This is a genomic window from Paenibacillus sp. Y301 (assembly GCF_059445505.1).
The window spans coordinates 57,671-74,750 of the sequence record NZ_JCAIUL010000003.1; the positions used below are offsets into that span (position 1 = coordinate 57,671).

Annotated in this window: 16 protein-coding genes and 1 pseudogene; 15 read left to right on the top strand and 2 right to left on the bottom strand. The window is 40.2% G+C overall.

Annotated features, from left to right (window positions below):
• Positions 1-106 precede the first annotated feature (106 nt).
• From sufC to AC1D69_RS06685, 6 genes are all read left to right on the top strand, one after another.
• Complete coding sequence (sufC, locus tag AC1D69_RS06660; protein WP_495455362.1) at positions 107-886, top strand: Fe-S cluster assembly ATPase SufC; 780 nt, start codon at positions 107-109, stop codon at positions 884-886.
• Between the two features lie 24 nt (positions 887-910).
• Positions 911-2,218 (top strand): Fe-S cluster assembly protein SufD, encoded by a 1,308-nt coding sequence (gene sufD / locus AC1D69_RS06665; protein WP_495455363.1) that lies wholly within the window; start codon positions 911-913, stop codon positions 2,216-2,218.
• Positions 2,215-3,435, top strand: a complete 1,221-nt coding sequence (locus tag AC1D69_RS06670; protein ID WP_495455364.1) for a cysteine desulfurase — start codon at positions 2,215-2,217, stop codon at positions 3,433-3,435. The genes sufD and AC1D69_RS06670 overlap by 4 nt, the downstream gene beginning before the upstream one ends.
• Positions 3,425-3,859: a Fe-S cluster assembly sulfur transfer protein SufU gene (gene sufU / locus AC1D69_RS06675; RefSeq protein ID WP_495455365.1), complete on the top strand. Its 435-nt coding sequence runs from the start codon at positions 3,425-3,427 to the stop codon at positions 3,857-3,859. Before AC1D69_RS06670 ends, sufU begins: the two co-directional genes overlap by 11 nt.
• A gap of 17 nt (positions 3,860-3,876) precedes the next feature.
• Positions 3,877-5,274 (top strand): Fe-S cluster assembly protein SufB, encoded by a 1,398-nt coding sequence (gene sufB / locus AC1D69_RS06680; protein ID WP_495455366.1) that lies wholly within the window; start codon positions 3,877-3,879, stop codon positions 5,272-5,274.
• A 156-nt stretch (positions 5,275-5,430) separates the two neighbouring features.
• Positions 5,431-6,456: an NAD(P)H-dependent flavin oxidoreductase gene (locus tag AC1D69_RS06685; RefSeq protein WP_495455367.1), complete on the top strand. Its 1,026-nt coding sequence runs from the start codon at positions 5,431-5,433 to the stop codon at positions 6,454-6,456.
• 183 nt (positions 6,457-6,639) lie between these two features.
• Here the strand turns inward: AC1D69_RS06685 and AC1D69_RS06690 are convergent.
• Positions 6,640-7,507, bottom strand: a pseudogene (locus tag AC1D69_RS06690) (HD-GYP domain-containing protein).
• Positions 7,508-7,554: 47 nt separating this feature from the next.
• The gene (locus AC1D69_RS06695; protein ID WP_495455368.1) at positions 7,555-8,277 is read right to left on the bottom strand and encodes a molybdenum cofactor biosynthesis protein; all 723 of its coding nucleotides are present in this window, start codon (positions 8,275-8,277) and stop codon (positions 7,555-7,557) included.
• 151 nt (positions 8,278-8,428) lie between these two features.
• Between AC1D69_RS06695 and AC1D69_RS06700 the strand changes: the two genes are divergently transcribed.
• From AC1D69_RS06700 to AC1D69_RS06740, 9 genes are all read left to right on the top strand, one after another.
• A complete protein-coding gene (locus AC1D69_RS06700) occupies positions 8,429-9,865 on the top strand; it encodes a bifunctional metallophosphatase/5'-nucleotidase (RefSeq protein WP_495455369.1) in 1,437 nt (478 codons plus the stop codon).
• Positions 9,866-9,925: 60 nt separating this feature from the next.
• Positions 9,926-10,756 (top strand): undecaprenyl-diphosphate phosphatase, encoded by an 831-nt coding sequence (locus tag AC1D69_RS06705; RefSeq protein WP_495455370.1) that lies wholly within the window; start codon positions 9,926-9,928, stop codon positions 10,754-10,756.
• Between the two features lie 67 nt (positions 10,757-10,823).
• On the top strand, positions 10,824-11,966 hold the full coding sequence (locus AC1D69_RS06710; RefSeq protein WP_495455676.1) for an HD-GYP domain-containing protein: 1,143 nt from the start codon (positions 10,824-10,826) through the stop codon (positions 11,964-11,966).
• Between the two features lie 284 nt (positions 11,967-12,250).
• Entirely contained in the window at positions 12,251-13,387 is a 1,137-nt protein-coding gene (gene yfkAB / locus AC1D69_RS06715) for a radical SAM/CxCxxxxC motif protein YfkAB (protein ID WP_495455371.1), read from the top strand.
• A gap of 17 nt (positions 13,388-13,404) precedes the next feature.
• On the top strand, positions 13,405-14,763 hold the full coding sequence (locus AC1D69_RS06720; protein ID WP_495455372.1) for a hemolysin family protein: 1,359 nt from the start codon (positions 13,405-13,407) through the stop codon (positions 14,761-14,763).
• 12 nt (positions 14,764-14,775) lie between these two features.
• Complete coding sequence (ytvI, locus tag AC1D69_RS06725) at positions 14,776-15,807, top strand: sporulation integral membrane protein YtvI (protein ID WP_495455373.1); 1,032 nt, start codon at positions 14,776-14,778, stop codon at positions 15,805-15,807.
• Between the two features lie 179 nt (positions 15,808-15,986).
• A complete protein-coding gene (locus tag AC1D69_RS06730) occupies positions 15,987-16,208 on the top strand; it encodes a spore coat associated protein CotJA (protein WP_495455374.1) in 222 nt (73 codons plus the stop codon).
• A complete protein-coding gene (locus AC1D69_RS06735; RefSeq protein WP_495455375.1) occupies positions 16,208-16,474 on the top strand; it encodes a spore coat protein CotJB in 267 nt (88 codons plus the stop codon). Before AC1D69_RS06730 ends, AC1D69_RS06735 begins: the two co-directional genes overlap by 1 nt.
• A gap of 25 nt (positions 16,475-16,499) precedes the next feature.
• On the top strand, positions 16,500-17,069 hold the full coding sequence (locus tag AC1D69_RS06740; protein ID WP_495455677.1) for a manganese catalase family protein: 570 nt from the start codon (positions 16,500-16,502) through the stop codon (positions 17,067-17,069).
• Positions 17,070-17,080: the final 11 nt, after the last annotated feature.

Below are 17,080 nucleotides of genomic sequence, written 5' to 3' on the forward strand. Positions count from 1 at the left end.
TTTAGAATAAGTATAAACAACATTACTCATGCTTGAAATTGGAGAGTCACTCCATTTCAAATATAGTTACAGAACAAATATCAGAATACCGGAGGGAATAATAAAAATGACTACAAATTTCGTCATTGAAGGACTTAAAGCATCAATCGAAGGAAAAGAAATATTGAAAGGGATCAACCTGGAAATGAAAGGTGGAGAAATCCACGCAATCATGGGTCCAAATGGTACAGGTAAGAGTACATTGGCTTCTGCTCTAATGGGACATCCTAAGTATGAAGTAACGGCTGGAAAAGTATTGTTGAACGGTGAAGATGTTCTTGAGATGGCAGTTGATGAACGTGCACGTGCTGGACTATTTCTTGGTATGCAATATCCAAGTGAAATCAGCGGTGTAACGAACTCCGATTTCCTTCGTAGTGCCATCAATGCACGTCGTGAAGAAGGAAGCGAAATTTCACTTATCAAATTCATCCGTCAAATGGAAGCGAAGATGAAAGAACTTGATATGAACCCTGAATTCCTACACCGTTATTTGAATGAAGGTTTCTCTGGTGGGGAAAAGAAACGTAATGAAATTCTACAAATGATGATGTTAGATCCTAAACTTGTTATTTTGGATGAAATTGACTCAGGTCTTGATATAGATGCACTTAAAATTGTAGCCAATGGCGTTAACGCTATGAGAAGCGAAGACCGTGGTTTCTTAGTGATTACCCATTACCAACGTCTATTGAACTACATCAAACCTGATTTTGTTCACGTTATGATGCAAGGTGTTATTGTGAAATCTGGTGGTCCTGAGTTGTCTGAACGTCTAGAAGCTGAAGGTTACGACTGGGTTAAAGAAGAATTGGGCATTGAAGACGAAACAGTAGGTCAAGCGTAAATATAACGGGAGGAGGACAAAGATATGACAACACAAACCATTCTTCCGGTGAATACCGAAAGTTTAAAAGCGACATCGTTACGAAATAATGAACCCAATTGGTTAACAGAACTTCGTCTTGAAGCCTTGGAATTAGCAAGTCAATTGGAACTTCCTCGTCTTGAGAAGACAAGAGTGGATCGTTGGAACACACAATCTTATGGTACTTATCAAGAAACGACTACAATCGATTCCTTAAAGAGCCTTCCGGCTTCTGTACAAGGATTGATTAAAGACGAAGATGCAGAAGGAAATCTAATTGTTCAGCATAATTCCGGTGTGGTCTATACCAAGCTTTCAGCTGAATTAGCTAAACAAGGCGTTGTTTTTATGAATCTTCATACAGCCGCTATTGAACACGGAGATTTAGTGAAGAGTTACTTGCATAAGGCCATTGAGAAGAACGAGAATGCGATTACTGCTCTACATGCTGCACTTTGGAACGGTGGGATTTTCCTATATGTACCGAAGAATGTGGAAGTAACTGTACCTCTACAAGCTATTTTCTTGGCGGATGAAGTACAAGCAACGTTTGCGCCGCATATATTGGTTATTGCGGATACAAATAGTTCTGTAACTTATGTAGACAATTATGTATCAGGAGAACTTACTGGGGACTTAGTCCATAATAGTTCTGTTGAAGTATTTGTTAAAGCTGGAGCTAAGGTTCGTTATGCAACCGTTCATGAAATGAGCAGTAATGTGACTGAATTAAGCTATCGTCGTGCTATTGTTGAAAACGATGGTGTCATTGAATGGATCGTCGGTGAGATGAATGACGGGAATACCATGAGTGATACGAATTCAATCCTCAAAGGTAATGGATCATCTTCAGATTCGAAGATTATCGCGGTTGGTTCAGGATCACAGAAACTTAATTATACGACTAGAGCGCAACATTTCGGTAAGAGCACTCCTAGTCAGATGATTACACGTGCTGTTATGCGTGAACAAGCTACAGCGATCATTAACGGTATTACGAAGATTGAGAAAGGTGCTTCCAAAGCTGACGGACAACAGACAGAGAAAGTACTAATGCTTAGTCCAAAAGCACGTGGAGATGCGAATCCAATTCTTCTGATTGATGAGGATGATGTAACTGCGGGACACGCTGCATCCGTTGGACAAGTGAATCCAGAGCAAGTCTACTACCTCATGTCTCGTGGTATTTCTCGTACGGAAGCAGAAGCTCTAATTATTTACGGTTTCTTAGCTCCAGTAGTATCTCAGATTCCTCTTGAAGCGTTACGGACTCAACTTCAATCGCTTGTTGAAAGGAAGTTAGGACGATGAATTTAAACGTGCGGGAGCAGTTCCCAATTTTGCAGCAGGAGATCAATGGTCATCCATTAGTGTATTTGGATAGCGCAGCTACTTCACAGAAGCCTCGTGTAGTTATTGACGCTCTGCAGCATTATTATGAATGGGACAATGCGAACGTGCATCGTGGAGTGCATACTCTCGGTAGCCGTGCTACAGATGCATATGAAGGTGCTCGCGAGAAAGTGGCTCGTTTCATTCATGCCCGAAGTACGCAAGAGATTATCTTTACTCGGGGAACGACGTCAGCGTTGAATATGGTTGCAGCATCGTATGCTCGTGCTGTATGTCATGAAGGCGACGAGATTGTGATCACGCCTATGGAACATCATAGTAATCTTATTCCGTGGCAGCAAGTAGCTAAAGCTACGGGTGCTACGCTCAAATATATTACTTTGCAACCGGATGGATCAGTGGATCTGGCTGAAGTTGAGAAATCAGTAACAGCGCAGACTAAAATTGTATCGATTGCATATGTATCCAATGTCATGGGAGTCGTGAATCCCGTGAAAGAAATAGCAGAAATTGCCCATCGTCATGGTGCTATTATCGTGGTGGATGGTGCACAAAGTACGCCGCATATGAAAGTAGATGTTCAAGACTTAGATTGTGATTTCTATGCATTCTCTTCTCATAAAATGTGTGGTCCAACCGGAATCGGTGTACTTTACGGTAAGAAGGCACTGCTGGAGTTCATGGAGCCGGTTGAATTCGGAGGAGAAATGATTGATGAAGTAGGTCTCTATGATTCAACATGGAAAGAACTACCTTGGAAGTTCGAAGGCGGAACCCCTATTATAGGGGGAGCTGTTGGACTAGGTGCAGCTATTGATTTCCTAAATGAGGTCGGCATGGATAATATTGAACGCCATGAGAAAGAATTGGCGGCTTATGCCATGAATCGATTATCAGAAATTAAGGGAATTACTTTATATGGTCCTAGTACGCGTGAAGTTGGACTTGTAACCTTTAATCTTGGTGATGTTCATCCTCATGATGTAGCTACCGTTCTTGATGCAAGTGGTATAGCCGTTCGCGCGGGACATCATTGTTGCCAGCCACTTATGCGCTGGCTGAATGTGAATTCAACGGTTCGTGCCAGCTTCTATTTATACAATACACAAGATGATGTTGATCGTCTTATCAGTGCCTTAATCCAGACAAAGGAGTATTTTGGCGATGCAACTTGATGATTTATATCGACAGGTAATTATGGATCATTATAAAAATCCACGTAACAAAGGTAAGTTCGAAGATGGCGCTATAACAGTGGACTTAAATAATCCTACATGCGGCGACAAGATCACATTGCAGCTTAAGGTCAATAATGGCGTTGTTGAAGATGCCAGATATACCGGTGATGGATGTTCCATCAGTATGTCTTCAGCTTCGATGATGACTGCAGCAGTGAAGGGTAAGACGTTGGAAGATGCACAAGAAATGATTGCACGTTTCTCACAGCTTATGTTGGGTGAAGATGTTCAATTTGATGAATATGAAGATATCGAAGCCTTATCGGGTGTAAATAAGTTCCCTGCACGCATTAAATGCGCAACGCTCTCTTGGAATGCATTACGGAAAGTGATTGATGAGGAACAGTTCAACAAAAAATGATAGGGAGTTGAAATAACATGGCTAAGAAGTCCCCAGAAATTGAAGAATATAAATATGGGTTTCGTGACGAACATGAGTCCATTTTCAAAACAGGAAAAGGTCTAACACGTGAGATTGTAATGGAAATTTCCCGGATCAAAGATGAGCCAGAATGGATGCTTGATTTCCGTCTGAAAGCATTAGAACAATTCGAGAAAATGCCAATGCCTAATTTCGGTGGCAATATGGATGATCTAGATTTCAACGATATCCAATATTTCGTTAGAGCTTCTGATAAGCAAGGAAAGACATGGGAGGAAGTTCCGTCTGAAATCAAAGAAACTTTTGATAAGCTTGGAATCCCTGAGGCAGAACAGAAGTTCCTAGCTGGAGTATCGGCACAGTATGAATCTGAAGTTGTTTACCACAGCATGCAGTCTGACCTTGAAGCTCAAGGTGTTATCTTCATGGATATGGACACAGCTCTTAGAGAACATCCGGAAATCGTTAAAGAATATATTAGTACTGTTATTCCAACGACAGATAATAAATTCTCTGCTTTGAACAGTGCTGTATGGTCCGGAGGAAGTTTCATCTATGTTCCAAAAGGTGTGAAATGTGAAATGCCTCTACAGGCATACTTCCGTATTAACTCCGAGAATATGGGACAATTCGAACGTACATTGATTATTGCGGATGAAGATAGCCATGTTCATTATGTAGAAGGCTGTACAGCTCCAATATACAGCACGAATTCTCTACACAGTGCCGTTGTAGAAATCATCTGTAAGAAGAACGCACGTGTACGTTATACAACGATTCAGAACTGGGCGCCAAATATCTACAACCTAGTTACGAAACGTGCTGTAGCAGAAGAGAATGCAACAATGGAATGGGTAGATGGTAATATTGGTTCCAAATTGACGATGAAATATCCTTCTGTTGTTCTTAAGGGTCGTGGGGCTAAGGGAATGGTTCTTTCCATCGCGATTGCAGGTAAAGGCCAACATCAGGACGCAGGAGCTAAAATGATCCACTTAGCGCCAGACACAACCTCTACGATTGTATCTAAATCAATCAGTAAACATGGTGGTAAGGTAACTTATCGTGGTCTAGCTTCCTTCGGACGTCAAGCAGAAGGTGCTAAATCCAATATCAAGTGTGATACATTGATCCTAGATAACCAATCTACATCCGATACGATTCCATATAATGAGATCATGAATGATAACATTACATTGGAGCATGAAGCTACAGTATCGAAAGTGTCAGAAGAACAACTCTTCTATCTGATGAGTCGTGGTCTAACAGAAGAAGAAGCTACACAAATGATCGTTATGGGCTTCATCGAACCGTTCACAAAAGAACTTCCAATGGAGTACGCCGTAGAAATGAACCGTCTCATCAAGTTCGAGATGGAAGGGTCTATCGGTTAAGTCTCTAAAAAAGCGTTGGTGTAACAACGTTATGACCCGTTTGAATAGCGAGGGAAATTCTTCGTGCCGATTTCGTGCCGATTCAGATTTTTCTCTTAACAAGGAGGCGAACTTTTTAAGTTCGTCTTTTTGTATCTAAGAAGGTGACAGTGGTTGGTGCAACTGGGTAATGTCATGTTACACAAAATAAAACGTGAGGTGAAAGAAATGAATATAGCAACAAACAAAAGAGTTGAGGACATCTTAGGAATAAAATATCCCATTATTCAAGCGCCACTAAATTGGCTAACCAATGCTAAATTTGTAGCTGCGGTTTCTGAAGCGGGTGGATTAGGTGTCTTAGGATTTAATGCGGGTCCACATGCGAAAGATGAAACAGTATCTGTAGAAGATGGACTTCGAAGTGAGATTAGAGAAATTAAAAAGTTAACGGGTAAACCATTCGGTCTTAATATGTTTTCTCCGCCAGATGGTATGGAGAAAGATAACATTTATGTAAGACGAGTACTTGATGTTGCTTTTGAAGAAGACGTAAAAGTCTTTGTAGCAATCGGAGAAGTGAATAGAAATATTTTCAAAGAAATAAAAGATCGTGGTGGTATTATCATCTTTAGAGAGTTAACACCATCCGTTGCTTCCGCAAAAAAGGCAGAAGAGTGCGGCGTTGATTTAATTGTTGCTACAGGATATGACGAGGGAGGACATATCCCACAACGCCAAATTGGAACGTTCTCTATCGTACCAACTATTGTAGATGTGGTTAACATCCCAGTTATTGCTGCAGGGGGAATTAATGATATTCGTGGTGTACGAGCTGCTTTCGCACTTGGAGCTGAAGGAGTCTATGTAGGAACTCGTTTTATTGTATCTGAAGAGAATCCTGCTTCTGAAGAAGCTAAACAAGACATTATCAATTCTAAATCTGAAGACTTACTACTTGTTTCAGGAGTACAACGATCTACTCCTACGAAATCAGCGGTGGAATTGGCAAAAATGTATAACAGTGGGAAATCTAGTGACGAGGTTGAACAAGAAATTAATAAGCGTGGCGGTCTTCGTACAGGAATGCTGGATGGGCAAATTTCAGAAGGTATCATATCTGTAAATACAGCGATTGATGTAATTAAAGAAAAGAAAACAGTTAAAGGAATTGTTGATGAATTAATGGCTGATTTTCAATGAATATGGGAGTCCCAAGCCATAGAGTGTCCTACATTTTTTACAATTTCGATATGGCAGACCACAGCGATTGGACCAATGGTCCGTTCGTGGAGTGATCTCTCACGAACATCTAACTTTATCCTATAAAAACAAAAGGGCTGTCCAAGCCATTTTCATGGCTTGGACAGCCCTTTTTGTATGCACTCACATAAATACTTTTCCAATCGATAGAGTTCGTTCGATGGAAAGGTCTAAGAACTCGTTATCAATCTGAATCAGGAGACGGAATGAATCCGCAGGATTCGTCATGATAATTGTTCCAATCTGACCATCCGTGAGAAGGGGTGAATATTGTGCTCATTTAATTTCTGAGGATAGCCACTGCCATCATCACGTTCGTGATGTTGGAGAGCAACTAAGGCAGATACCTCATCTAATGATGAATTGCGAATAATTTCGTAACCATACGTAGTATGTAACTTTATTTCCTCAAATTCTTCGTACGTTAATTTACCTGTTTTTACCTGTTATTAAGGAGTTCAGTAGAGATTCTACATTTACCGATATCGTGTAAATAACCTGCTTTACCAGCTACATAAGCCTCGTCCTTAGTGTAACCTAACCAATTTGCAATGTAATAAGATAACATACCTACTTGCATAGAGTGTTGATAGGTATAATCATCTTTAAAATCATGAGCTATTAGTAAAGAGACAACATCCGTCTGGGCAGTCAATTGATCGACCAGAGGATGCATGATGTCGTCAACCAAACTATTATTTACTTTACCGCTACTTATAGCTTCCAAGAATATATTCTCGAACCCATCAATGGCGTTTGCTAAATGTGGTTTAGATTTAGCGAGAAACTCCTCTGACTTTGGGCTATCTATGATACGGTTCGTTTTAGCGGGCGAATGAATATCTACATAATCAAATCCATGCTGAACAAGTATTCTAATTTCAGCTGATCTTAATTCGGTGAATTTTTTCATCACATGTAGGCCTTTATCACTATACGTATCTGCTTGCAAAATATCACCGGGCTTTAAATCTGTTACAGGCACTCTCATAAATGTTTCATCTATCATAACAAGAAAAATATGGATTTACAACGATTTTAACTCAAATACGGGTCCCAGGACTCTTGTTTATCGTATCCTTTCCATTTCTGCCCGTCTTCCCATAGTTCTTTCTTCCATATTGGAACGGATTGCTTCAAGTTCTCAATAGCATAACGACTAGCCTCATAACAGATATCTCGGTGTGCGGAAGAAACCGCTATAATTACGCTGACTTCTTTTATATCAACTTTTCCGATTCTATGCGAAATAGCGCAGAGTGTGCCGGGCCAACGGTTATTCAATTCCGTTCCTATCTTCTCCAGATACGATAATGCCATAGGGATATAGGCTTCATATTCTAAATGAACGGTTCGAGTGTCACCGGTCATTTCTCGCGTCGTACCAACGAATGCAAGAGTAGCACCATGATTGTTATGGAGCACTTTAGAATATACTTCATCTAAAGAGAGTGGTTCTTCTGTAATGACATATAATCCATTGGAACTAGTTTCTCGTACTGATTTCTGGCCATCTCCTCCAGATACTGGGGGAATTAGAGCAACTTCATCATCAAGCGTAATCATCATTTCGCCTGTAGCATATTCTTCATTGACAGCGAAGAAAGAGACGGATACTTGAGATGCTGCCTCTGGGTAGGTGGTAGATATTAGTTTTTTTAATTGATCGACAGAAATAGGTAACTCATCTATTGCGAAGTCGAGTACAGAACGGTTCATTAATTCAGCTAGTCCAGCAAAAAGTCTAATCTTTATGTTCATAATTATGCACCTCAGAATTGTTGGTTATTTCCTTCAATATACCACAATCAATAAGGAAATGTTATGATTAAGCACTAGATACCAATAACTGATTGGTTGGTTAATTGCATGAATTGTATTTTGACATAAAGAGAGAAGGGGGAGAGTCAGGATGTCACTGAATCAGAAAGAAAGACTAACCATTCTACATACCAATGACATTCATAGTCATTTTGAAATGGTGAGTTCCATTGCGGGAGTGATTAATGGGGAGAGAAGTCTTGCCTCAGACAGTTCCCTTCTTCTGTTAGATATAGGTGATCATATGGATCGTATGGCTGTAGAAACAGAAGGTAGTGTTGGGCAAGTCAATACAGACATTATTAATTTAACGAATTATGATGCCATTACAATTGGTAATAATGAAGGGCTTACGTTTACCCCAGATATGTTAGAGAGAGCCTATAACGGGCTGTTGTGTCCTGTTGTGTGCTGTAATATTCGTGAAAGCTCGAGTGGACTCTGTCCAAACTGGATGAAGAAGCACGTTATCATAACCAAAGGTCACATTAGAATTGGAATTATTGGTGTAACAGCCCCATTCGATGAGTTCTATAGACTTATTGGGTGGGAGGCCCTTGCTCCTGAAGCCGTAATACAGGAACAAATTGGAATCTTAAGACCACAAGTCGATGTACTTATTCTCTTGTCCCATTTAGGACTCCCTACAGATCGTAACCTTGCTACGAACCTAGAGGGGATAGATCTAATTCTGGGTGGACACACACATCACTTACTTGAAGAGCCAATTCGAATCGGAAATACTAGTATTTGTGGCGCTGGTAAGTTTGGACAATTTGTTGGTAAAATAGTTATGGAACGGAACTCTAATGGGGGATTCGGCGTCGTCTGGGGTGGGGTTATACCCGTTGATCCGATACTTAGGGACGATAAGATCACTATGGCCTTAGAAATCCATCGTAAGCAAGCAGAGAAGACTTTAGAACGAACAATCATGGTTACAGACCATGCTTTACTACTAAATGAAACAGGTCAAGAGTCCCCGTTCGGGAATTTGCTGGCACAATCGTTACGTGAATTTACGAAAACTGAAATTTCAATGGTTAATACAGGGCAACTTCTAAGTTCTCTACCTGAAGGGAATATTACAGTGGGAATGTTACACCAATTATGTCCATCTCCCATCAATCCGTGTATTCTTACGTTAAAAGGTAGTGACATACGATTTACATTGGAACAAAGCTTGCTATCTGAATTTAAGGAGAAGAAGATCTTTGGTTACGGATTCAGAGGGAAAGTATTAGGAAGTATAGCACTGGATGGAGCAGAGGTCTTGTATGACAGTACCCGAATCCCTTATGATAAAATCGTTAGCATTACTATCCAGGGTGTGCCTATATCTGATGATCAAGAGTATAGAGTAGGGACTATTGACATGTTTACATTTGGCATTGGTTACGAGAGAATTGCTACGGGTTGGGATAGAACATTTATTCTGCCAGAATTCCTGAGGGACTTATTAAGTACAGAACTTCAACGTCCGGGTAGCCTCGAAGATTGTCATGAAATGAGATGGCATTCTGTGTAGGTTACTAGGATTTAGCATAGATTAGTCAATTTAGATGAGAGATATGATAAGGAGGATATAATGGATACTATTACAGCAATTATTCTTGGGATTGTGGAGGGGATTACGGAATTTATTCCGGTATCTTCAACGGGACATATGATCCTAACATCCAAAGCGATGGGATTTGATGATCAAACAGATATTATGAAGACTTTCGAAATCGTTATACAGTTAGGGGCTATTCTTGCTATCGCTATTGTATATTGGCGCCGGATTCTGGGCCTGTTAGGACTCAAAAGTGCAGAGAATACTACTGCTATTGGAGGCAAACCAAAAAAGAGGCTTGATTTAATTCATGTGATCCTAGGGATTGCTCCAGCACTGATTGTGGCCTTTTTTGCAAGAGATTTCATAAAGAGTCTGTTTAGTGCGAATACCGTTGTCTGGGCTTTAGTCGTAGGTGGTATTTTTATGATCTTCGCGGAATGGTATAATAAGAACAAATCAAATGTAACTGCCCATGATCTGGATGATTTAACTTATAAGCAGGCTTTCTTAATCGGAATATACCAGATTATATCTGTATTATGGCCAGGTTTTTCACGTTCTGGTTCTACGATTTCTGGAGGAATGTTAAGTGGTGTTAGTTATAAAGCATCCGCTGACTTCTCTTTTTTAATTGCAATTCCAATTATGTGTGCAGCTTCGGGTTATGAATTACTCGATTCTTACCGATATTTTAATAGTGATAATATAGGCATGTTCATATTAGGGTTTATCGTAGCTTTTGCAGTGGCTTACTTGGTAGTGTTAGCGTTTATGAAGTTAATACAACGAGTTAGACTAACTCACTTTGCTATATACAGATTTGTGCTTGCAGCGGTATTTTGGATATTTATATTGAACTAATGTCATTCAAGCGTATTTCTCTCTTAGAATGAGATCAAATGAACTGCTTAGATGTATCATGACATTCATCATTGTAGGAGGATTTACTTTGCGACTAGTCCCTGTGCAGATGCTTCACGAAGGCATGAAGATCGGCAAAAAGATATATAGTGCTGATGGAGTTACTTTATTGTCTGAAGGTGTGGAATTAACAAATAATCTGATTAGTAGATTAAAGGAAATTGGCATCGGGTATGTTTATATTCAAGATTCATTAACAGAGGATATTATCATCCCTGAGGTTCTGCACGAGGAAACGCGCCGCAAAGCCTTACATACCATTCAATCAAGTTTTCAAAAAATATCTCAATTCCCGATCACCTCCCGCAGTATGGGTGGTTATCGGCATTTAGGGAGAGATTTCACGGCTGTCATGCAATCTATACTTGATGATCTTAATAGTCAAGAAGTAACGATGATTATGCTCATGGATATGAATAGGCTAGATCATTATTTGTACAGGCATTCCTTAAATGTGTGTGTGTTTACATTAATTCTTGGTGCCGCAAGTGGCTTATCGACTGAACAACTTAAGGTACTTGGAGTTGGCTCACTTCTCCATGATATTGGTAAGACACAAATTCCAGCTAACATATTATTGAAACCTGGGAAACTGGATGACGATGAATTTAATCAGATTAAGTCTCATACAGAACTAGGTTTTAAAATGCTAAAAGATGAACCAGATATTCCGTTAGTGGCTGCTCATTGTGCATTCCAGCATCATGAACGATTGAATGGTACGGGGTATCCTAGGGGACTTAAAGGGTATGAAATACACGAGTATGCACAATGGTTAGGTATCGCAGATACGTTCGATGCGATGACTTCCCATCGTGTGTATAAACCTGCTATGCTTCCACATCAAGCGATGGAGTTCTTATATGGAGGTTCTGATATTCTATTTGAACAGAGAAAGTTACAAATATTTCGAGATAATGTTGCCATTTACCCACCAGGTATGAGTGTGAAGTTAAGTACTGGAGAGACGGGTGTGGTAAGCAAGATTCACCCTAGCATACCTCAACGGCCTGTGGTGCGTGTATTGACAAACGAAGCGGGAGAACCGCTAAAGGTACCTTATGATAAAGATTTGGCTGAAATTCTATCCGTCGTAGTTACACATGTTGAGGGACTAGAATCGGTAGACATAGCTGAGAAAGCACAGTGATTAAATATTTCCAAGGAACAACGACTTGTTGATGAACATGTAAGGCATAACGATCCTTCGTTATGCCTTTCGTCGTTGTTTCATGGTTCCTTTTGCTATGTATTGATTCGCCTGAAGTTGGATAGGTGTAATTAATATTTGGATTGTGATAATAATATATTCGAATAGAACACAAGATATAAGGAATCGAGAAAATGCGAAACACCCCCCTTCGTGATATGATATATAGTAAAAGGTTTGATCTCATTTCATTGTTGGTTAATAAAGGGAACAGGGTGGCGAATATGATTACAAGAAATATAAGTTCCATGAACACACAGGAAATATCCCCAAGTTATGATCCATGGGATCCTATGAATTCACTTCGAAAGTACGGACAGCATGTACTAACTAGTGTCGAGATGACGGTTACTCATCTGTGTAATATGCGATGTGAACATTGTGCGGTTGGAGATATGCTAGTTATGAAAGAATCAGATTCTCTTTCACTGGATCTGATGCTCAGAAGATTGGACCAAGTGGAGCACTTGGAAACGATTAGTATGACTGGGGGGGAACCTCTGTTTCGGAAGCAAACCGTTGATGAAATTATTGTTCCTTTGTTGAAATATGCGAAGGATCGTGGGATCAAGTCCCAGATTAACTCTAACTTAACGATGGGAATAGATCGTTACGAGAAGCTTCTTCCTTATCTAGATGTTATGCATATGTCGTTTAATTATCTGAACGGGGATGATTTCCATGAGGTAGGATTCGCAAACAGTGCTCGTCCTGTTAGTAAAGAAGCTGCGTACCGCCTATATGACACTATGGTCGAGAATACGCGTCAACTGACCGATGCTGGCATGTACATATCCGCTGAATCCATGATTAATTATCGAACACATAAGAAGTTAGATCAGATTCATCAATTAATTGTCGACATGGGCTGTCAACGTCATGAAGTCCATCCCATGTATGCTTCTAATTTTGCATCAAGTCTGCCAGTCTTATCTCTGGATGATATGCGTAATGCCATATATAACTTATTAGATACACGAGATGAATCCGTGTGGATGTTATTCGGTACACTTCCATTTTATGCTTGTAGTGATCATGACGAAGATTTGAAATTGCTTCGGCGGTTAAAGGATTCCAAGAATATCACAGTACGTAATGATCCAGATGGTCGTAATCGAGTAAATGTGAACTTATTCTCCGGAGATGTGTATGTGACAGATTTCGCAGATATCCCGCCGTTTGGGAATATTAAGAGCGAATCAATTGAAGATATATTTAATCAATGGATGAATGGGCATCCGTTGAACCAGAAAGTGAACTGTCATTGCGATGCTGCGGGTTGTTGTGGTCCTAACTTACTTGTAGCAGATATGTATTACATAGATATGGATTTTAAATTAAGAACTGCACACAGTCTATAGAAAAGAGGTCGTTCATATTGCATACAGAGTTTGCAATCGGGAAACTTACATTGAATTTAACTCTAGTATTGCTGCTTGTACTGTTAAATGGGGTATTTGTCGCAGCGGAATTTTCACTTGTCAAAATGCGTCAAACACGTCTAACACAATTGGTGAGTGAAGGGAATAAATTAGCTGATTTCGCTCTGAAAGTGAACAACAAGTTGGATTCTTATTTATCAGCAACGCAGTTTGGGATTACTTTAACTTCTCTAGGTCTAGGTTGGTTAGGGGAACCGGCAATATCAGATTTACTGGTTGAACCGATTATGTATAAGCTAGGTGTCACAGATCAGACGCTCATCACAACCGTTGGGGTTGCGCTTGGATTCGGTGTGATTACGTTTCTACATATTGTATTAGGAGAATTAGCTCCTAAATCTATTGCCATTCAAAGAACGGAAGGGACAGCTTTGGCCCTTTCTGCTCCATTAATGTTTTTCTATAGAATATTCTTTCCGTTTATTTGGGTGTTAAATGTTTCGGCTAATGCGCTACTTCGGATGATTGGGATTCATACTGCTAGCGAGGCAGAGGGGGCTCATTCTGAGGAAGAAATACGGATATTAATGAATCAGAGTGCCAGAAGTGGCGTGATTGATAAAGAAGAAATGAAGCTGATGGACAACATTTTCGAATTCTCAGATCTGTTGGCTCGTGAGGTAATGTTACCTAGAACGGATATGGTTTGCTTATATGTGAATTTACCGCTAGAGGAGAACATAAAGATAATTAGTGAGACTAAGCATTCACGTTATCCGGTCGCATTAGAAGATAAGGATCAGATTCTTGGTTTTATTCATATTACAGATCTTCTACTTGCGGACAAGGAACACCAAGAAGATCTTACATCTATGCTTCGTCCGATATTAAATGTTCCTGAATCGATGGAGATTAGCCATGTTCTTCGACTTATGCAGAAGAAGCATGCACAGCTTACACTGGTTGTTGATGAGTATGGTGGAACAGCTGGGATGTTAACTGCAGAAGAAATCCTAGAAGAAATCGTTGGAGAATTATATGATGAATTCGAAGATGATGAGCGTGAGGATGTAGAGGTTAACGGAGACGTGATTTCTGTGGAAGGGAGGATGCTTATTGAGGATGTGAACGATCTAACGGGTATTGTGATTGAGGATAATGAAGTGGATTCCATCGGAGGATGGTTGTTCAAAGAACTCGAAGGTAATCCTGCCAAAGGCAAGAAAGTTGAAGTGGGTAATTTCATATTTCAGGTGGAGGAATCTTCTCGATTGCGTATAACACGAGTCATGATTCTACGAGCAGAGAAAAAGAAGGACACAACCATGGAACAGTTAGAGAATGATGATCTCTAAAGGATGTGAAGGATGTCTGGGAAGCAGGTATTATTTATTGGTTTAAGTCTTCTCTTTATTTATGGTCTCTTTACCATAGGTTCACCATTTCTTCTTGCAGCATTAATAGCCATTTCCATTGAACCGGCTAATGTGTTTCTAATGCGACGGTTGAAGTTAAATCGAATCACAGCATCGACGATGACATGCACAATATTTCTGCTTCTTATCTTGCTAATGGTGTACATTGTGGGCTTGCAAGTCTACACTCAACTTGTGGAGTATTGGAAAAATGCACCTAGCTATTTCTCCAGCGCGAATGATTTCATTAAACAGACCATGATACAAGCTGAGGGGGCATTTGATCGGCTTCAGCCTGACATGGCAAATAGTCTGCAACAATTTCTGAATAATCTAACTTCGTACGTTGAATCGATTGTGAATACGGTATCTTCTTCTTTTCTGTCGTTTGCTAAAGGGATACCAGATATGTTTATCTTTTTCATCGTGTTTTGCGTAGCGGTCTACTTATTCAGCTTCAGCCTCGATACGATGCGCACTAGTATCCTTTCATTCTTTGAAGAAAAGTCACAGAGTCAGGTAAATGAAGTGATTCATAGTCTCAAGAGATCCATATTTGGATTTCTAAGTGCCCAACTTATTCTAAGTGTTTCGACATATATAGTTACTCTGCTAGGCCTCCTAATCTTAGGTGTATCCTTTCCATTAGCTGTTGCCTTATTAGTTACTATTGTTGACCTCTTACCGATCCTGGGCGTAGGTTCAGTGCTGGTTCCATGGGCAATATACCAGATGATTGTAGGCAATACCTATATGGCGATTGGATTGGTTATTCTTTTCATTGTAATAACGGTATGGCGTCGAGTTCTTGAACCCAAAATTATTGGCGATGCAGTTGGGATTGGTGCTCTTCCTGCTCTTGTCAGCATGTATATCGGCTTCAAGTTGGTAGGTGTTATAGGTTTCTTTATCGGTCCGTTAGTCATTATTATCTACTTAGCCATGCGTAAGGCTGGATTATTCCAGATTAATATTAAATTTTAGTGCAATTGTGTACAATCATGACGAATGGTGTATTAGAACTCCTTGTGGTCGAAGCTCAAGCTTTTGGCCAAGCCAAGGAGTTTTTTGTCTTATTTAAGTTCATTTTCTGGGCTAACGTCATATGATAATACAAAGACATTGTCGTAGTAACCATATGAATCATAAGGAGGAGACTTTCGTTGAACCAAGTAGTGCAAAGTTATAGACCCTTTGTTGGTCCATTTGATCCATGTCCACCCATCTTCTGTAAGTCGTATGTAGTACCACCAAATCAATTCATTACCTTCCAGCCTTTGGATTGGCCGCAATTTAGTCTCTCGGAAGCACTAAGAAGGGGAACACTCTGGCCGGCACTCTATAGCCCTTATACTGCAAGACAATCACAAGGGGGAGATTGTTGATGGAGTTTACAGCGTGTGATCAACAGTATTATGAATGGCTTGAAGAACTTCAGACTGTAGATTTTGCTCTTGTGGAACTAAATTTATTTCTCGATACACATCCTGAGGATTTGAGAAGTATCCAACAATACAACCAACTTAGTCAAGAAAGAATACGGCTTACCAAGCAGTTCCAGGATGTATATGGTCCTCTAATGAATTTCGGCCATGCCTTTTCAAGGTTTCCATGGCAATGGTCACAAACTCCATGGCCTTGGCAAGTCTAAAATTTATCGGAGGTGAGGTTTGTTCATGTGGGTGTATGAGAAGAAATTACAATATCCTGTAAGAGTTAGTAAATGCGATCCTCAAATGGCGAAATTTCTATCTGAACAATATGGTGGAGCGGATGGAGAATTAGCTGCTGCATTACGTTACTTGAATCAGCGGTATACGATACCTGATAAAGTCATAGGTCTTCTAACAGACATTGGTACAGAAGAATTCGCTCACCTCGAGATGATTGCAACGATGATCTTTAAACTAACCAAAGATGCTACGGTTGAACAACTAAAAGCAGCAGGACTCGGTCCTCATTATGCAGCCCATGACAGTGCACTATTCTATGAGAATGCAAGCGGGGTTCCCTTCACGGCGGCTTATATCCAGGCAAAAGGGGATCCGATAGCAGATTTGTATGAGGATATTGCTGCTGAGGAGAAAGCACGGGCTACATACCAGTGGCTGATCGATATGACGGATGATGTAGATTTGCAGGATAGTTTGAAGTACCTACGTGAGCGGGAGATTGTGCATTCTCTGCGTTTTAAGGAAGCCGTAGAGATAGTCAAGGGTGATCGGGAGCAGCAGAAGATTTTTTAAGAAGATAGGAG

What these genes read in the sequence shown, in the direction of transcription:
- sufC (WP_495455362.1), top strand. Translation starts at nt 107, where the DNA reads ATGACTACAAATTTCGTCATTGAAGGACTTAAAGCATCAATCGAAGGA.
- sufD (WP_495455363.1), top strand. Translation starts at nt 911, where the DNA reads ATGACAACACAAACCATTCTTCCGGTGAATACCGAAAGTTTAAAAGCG.
- AC1D69_RS06670 (WP_495455364.1), top strand. Translation starts at nt 2,215, where the DNA reads ATGAATTTAAACGTGCGGGAGCAGTTCCCAATTTTGCAGCAGGAGATC.
- sufU (WP_495455365.1), top strand. Translation starts at nt 3,425, where the DNA reads ATGCAACTTGATGATTTATATCGACAGGTAATTATGGATCATTATAAA.
- sufB (WP_495455366.1), top strand. Translation starts at nt 3,877, where the DNA reads ATGGCTAAGAAGTCCCCAGAAATTGAAGAATATAAATATGGGTTTCGT.
- AC1D69_RS06695 (WP_495455368.1), bottom strand. Translation starts at nt 8,277, where the DNA reads ATGAACATAAAGATTAGACTTTTTGCTGGACTAGCTGAATTAATGAAC.
- AC1D69_RS06700 (WP_495455369.1), top strand. Translation starts at nt 8,429, where the DNA reads ATGTCACTGAATCAGAAAGAAAGACTAACCATTCTACATACCAATGAC.
- AC1D69_RS06705 (WP_495455370.1), top strand. Translation starts at nt 9,926, where the DNA reads ATGGATACTATTACAGCAATTATTCTTGGGATTGTGGAGGGGATTACG.
- yfkAB (WP_495455371.1), top strand. Translation starts at nt 12,251, where the DNA reads ATGATTACAAGAAATATAAGTTCCATGAACACACAGGAAATATCCCCA.
- ytvI (WP_495455373.1), top strand. Translation starts at nt 14,776, where the DNA reads ATGTCTGGGAAGCAGGTATTATTTATTGGTTTAAGTCTTCTCTTTATT.
- AC1D69_RS06735 (WP_495455375.1), top strand. Translation starts at nt 16,208, where the DNA reads ATGGAGTTTACAGCGTGTGATCAACAGTATTATGAATGGCTTGAAGAA.
- AC1D69_RS06740 (WP_495455677.1), top strand. Translation starts at nt 16,500, where the DNA reads ATGTGGGTGTATGAGAAGAAATTACAATATCCTGTAAGAGTTAGTAAA.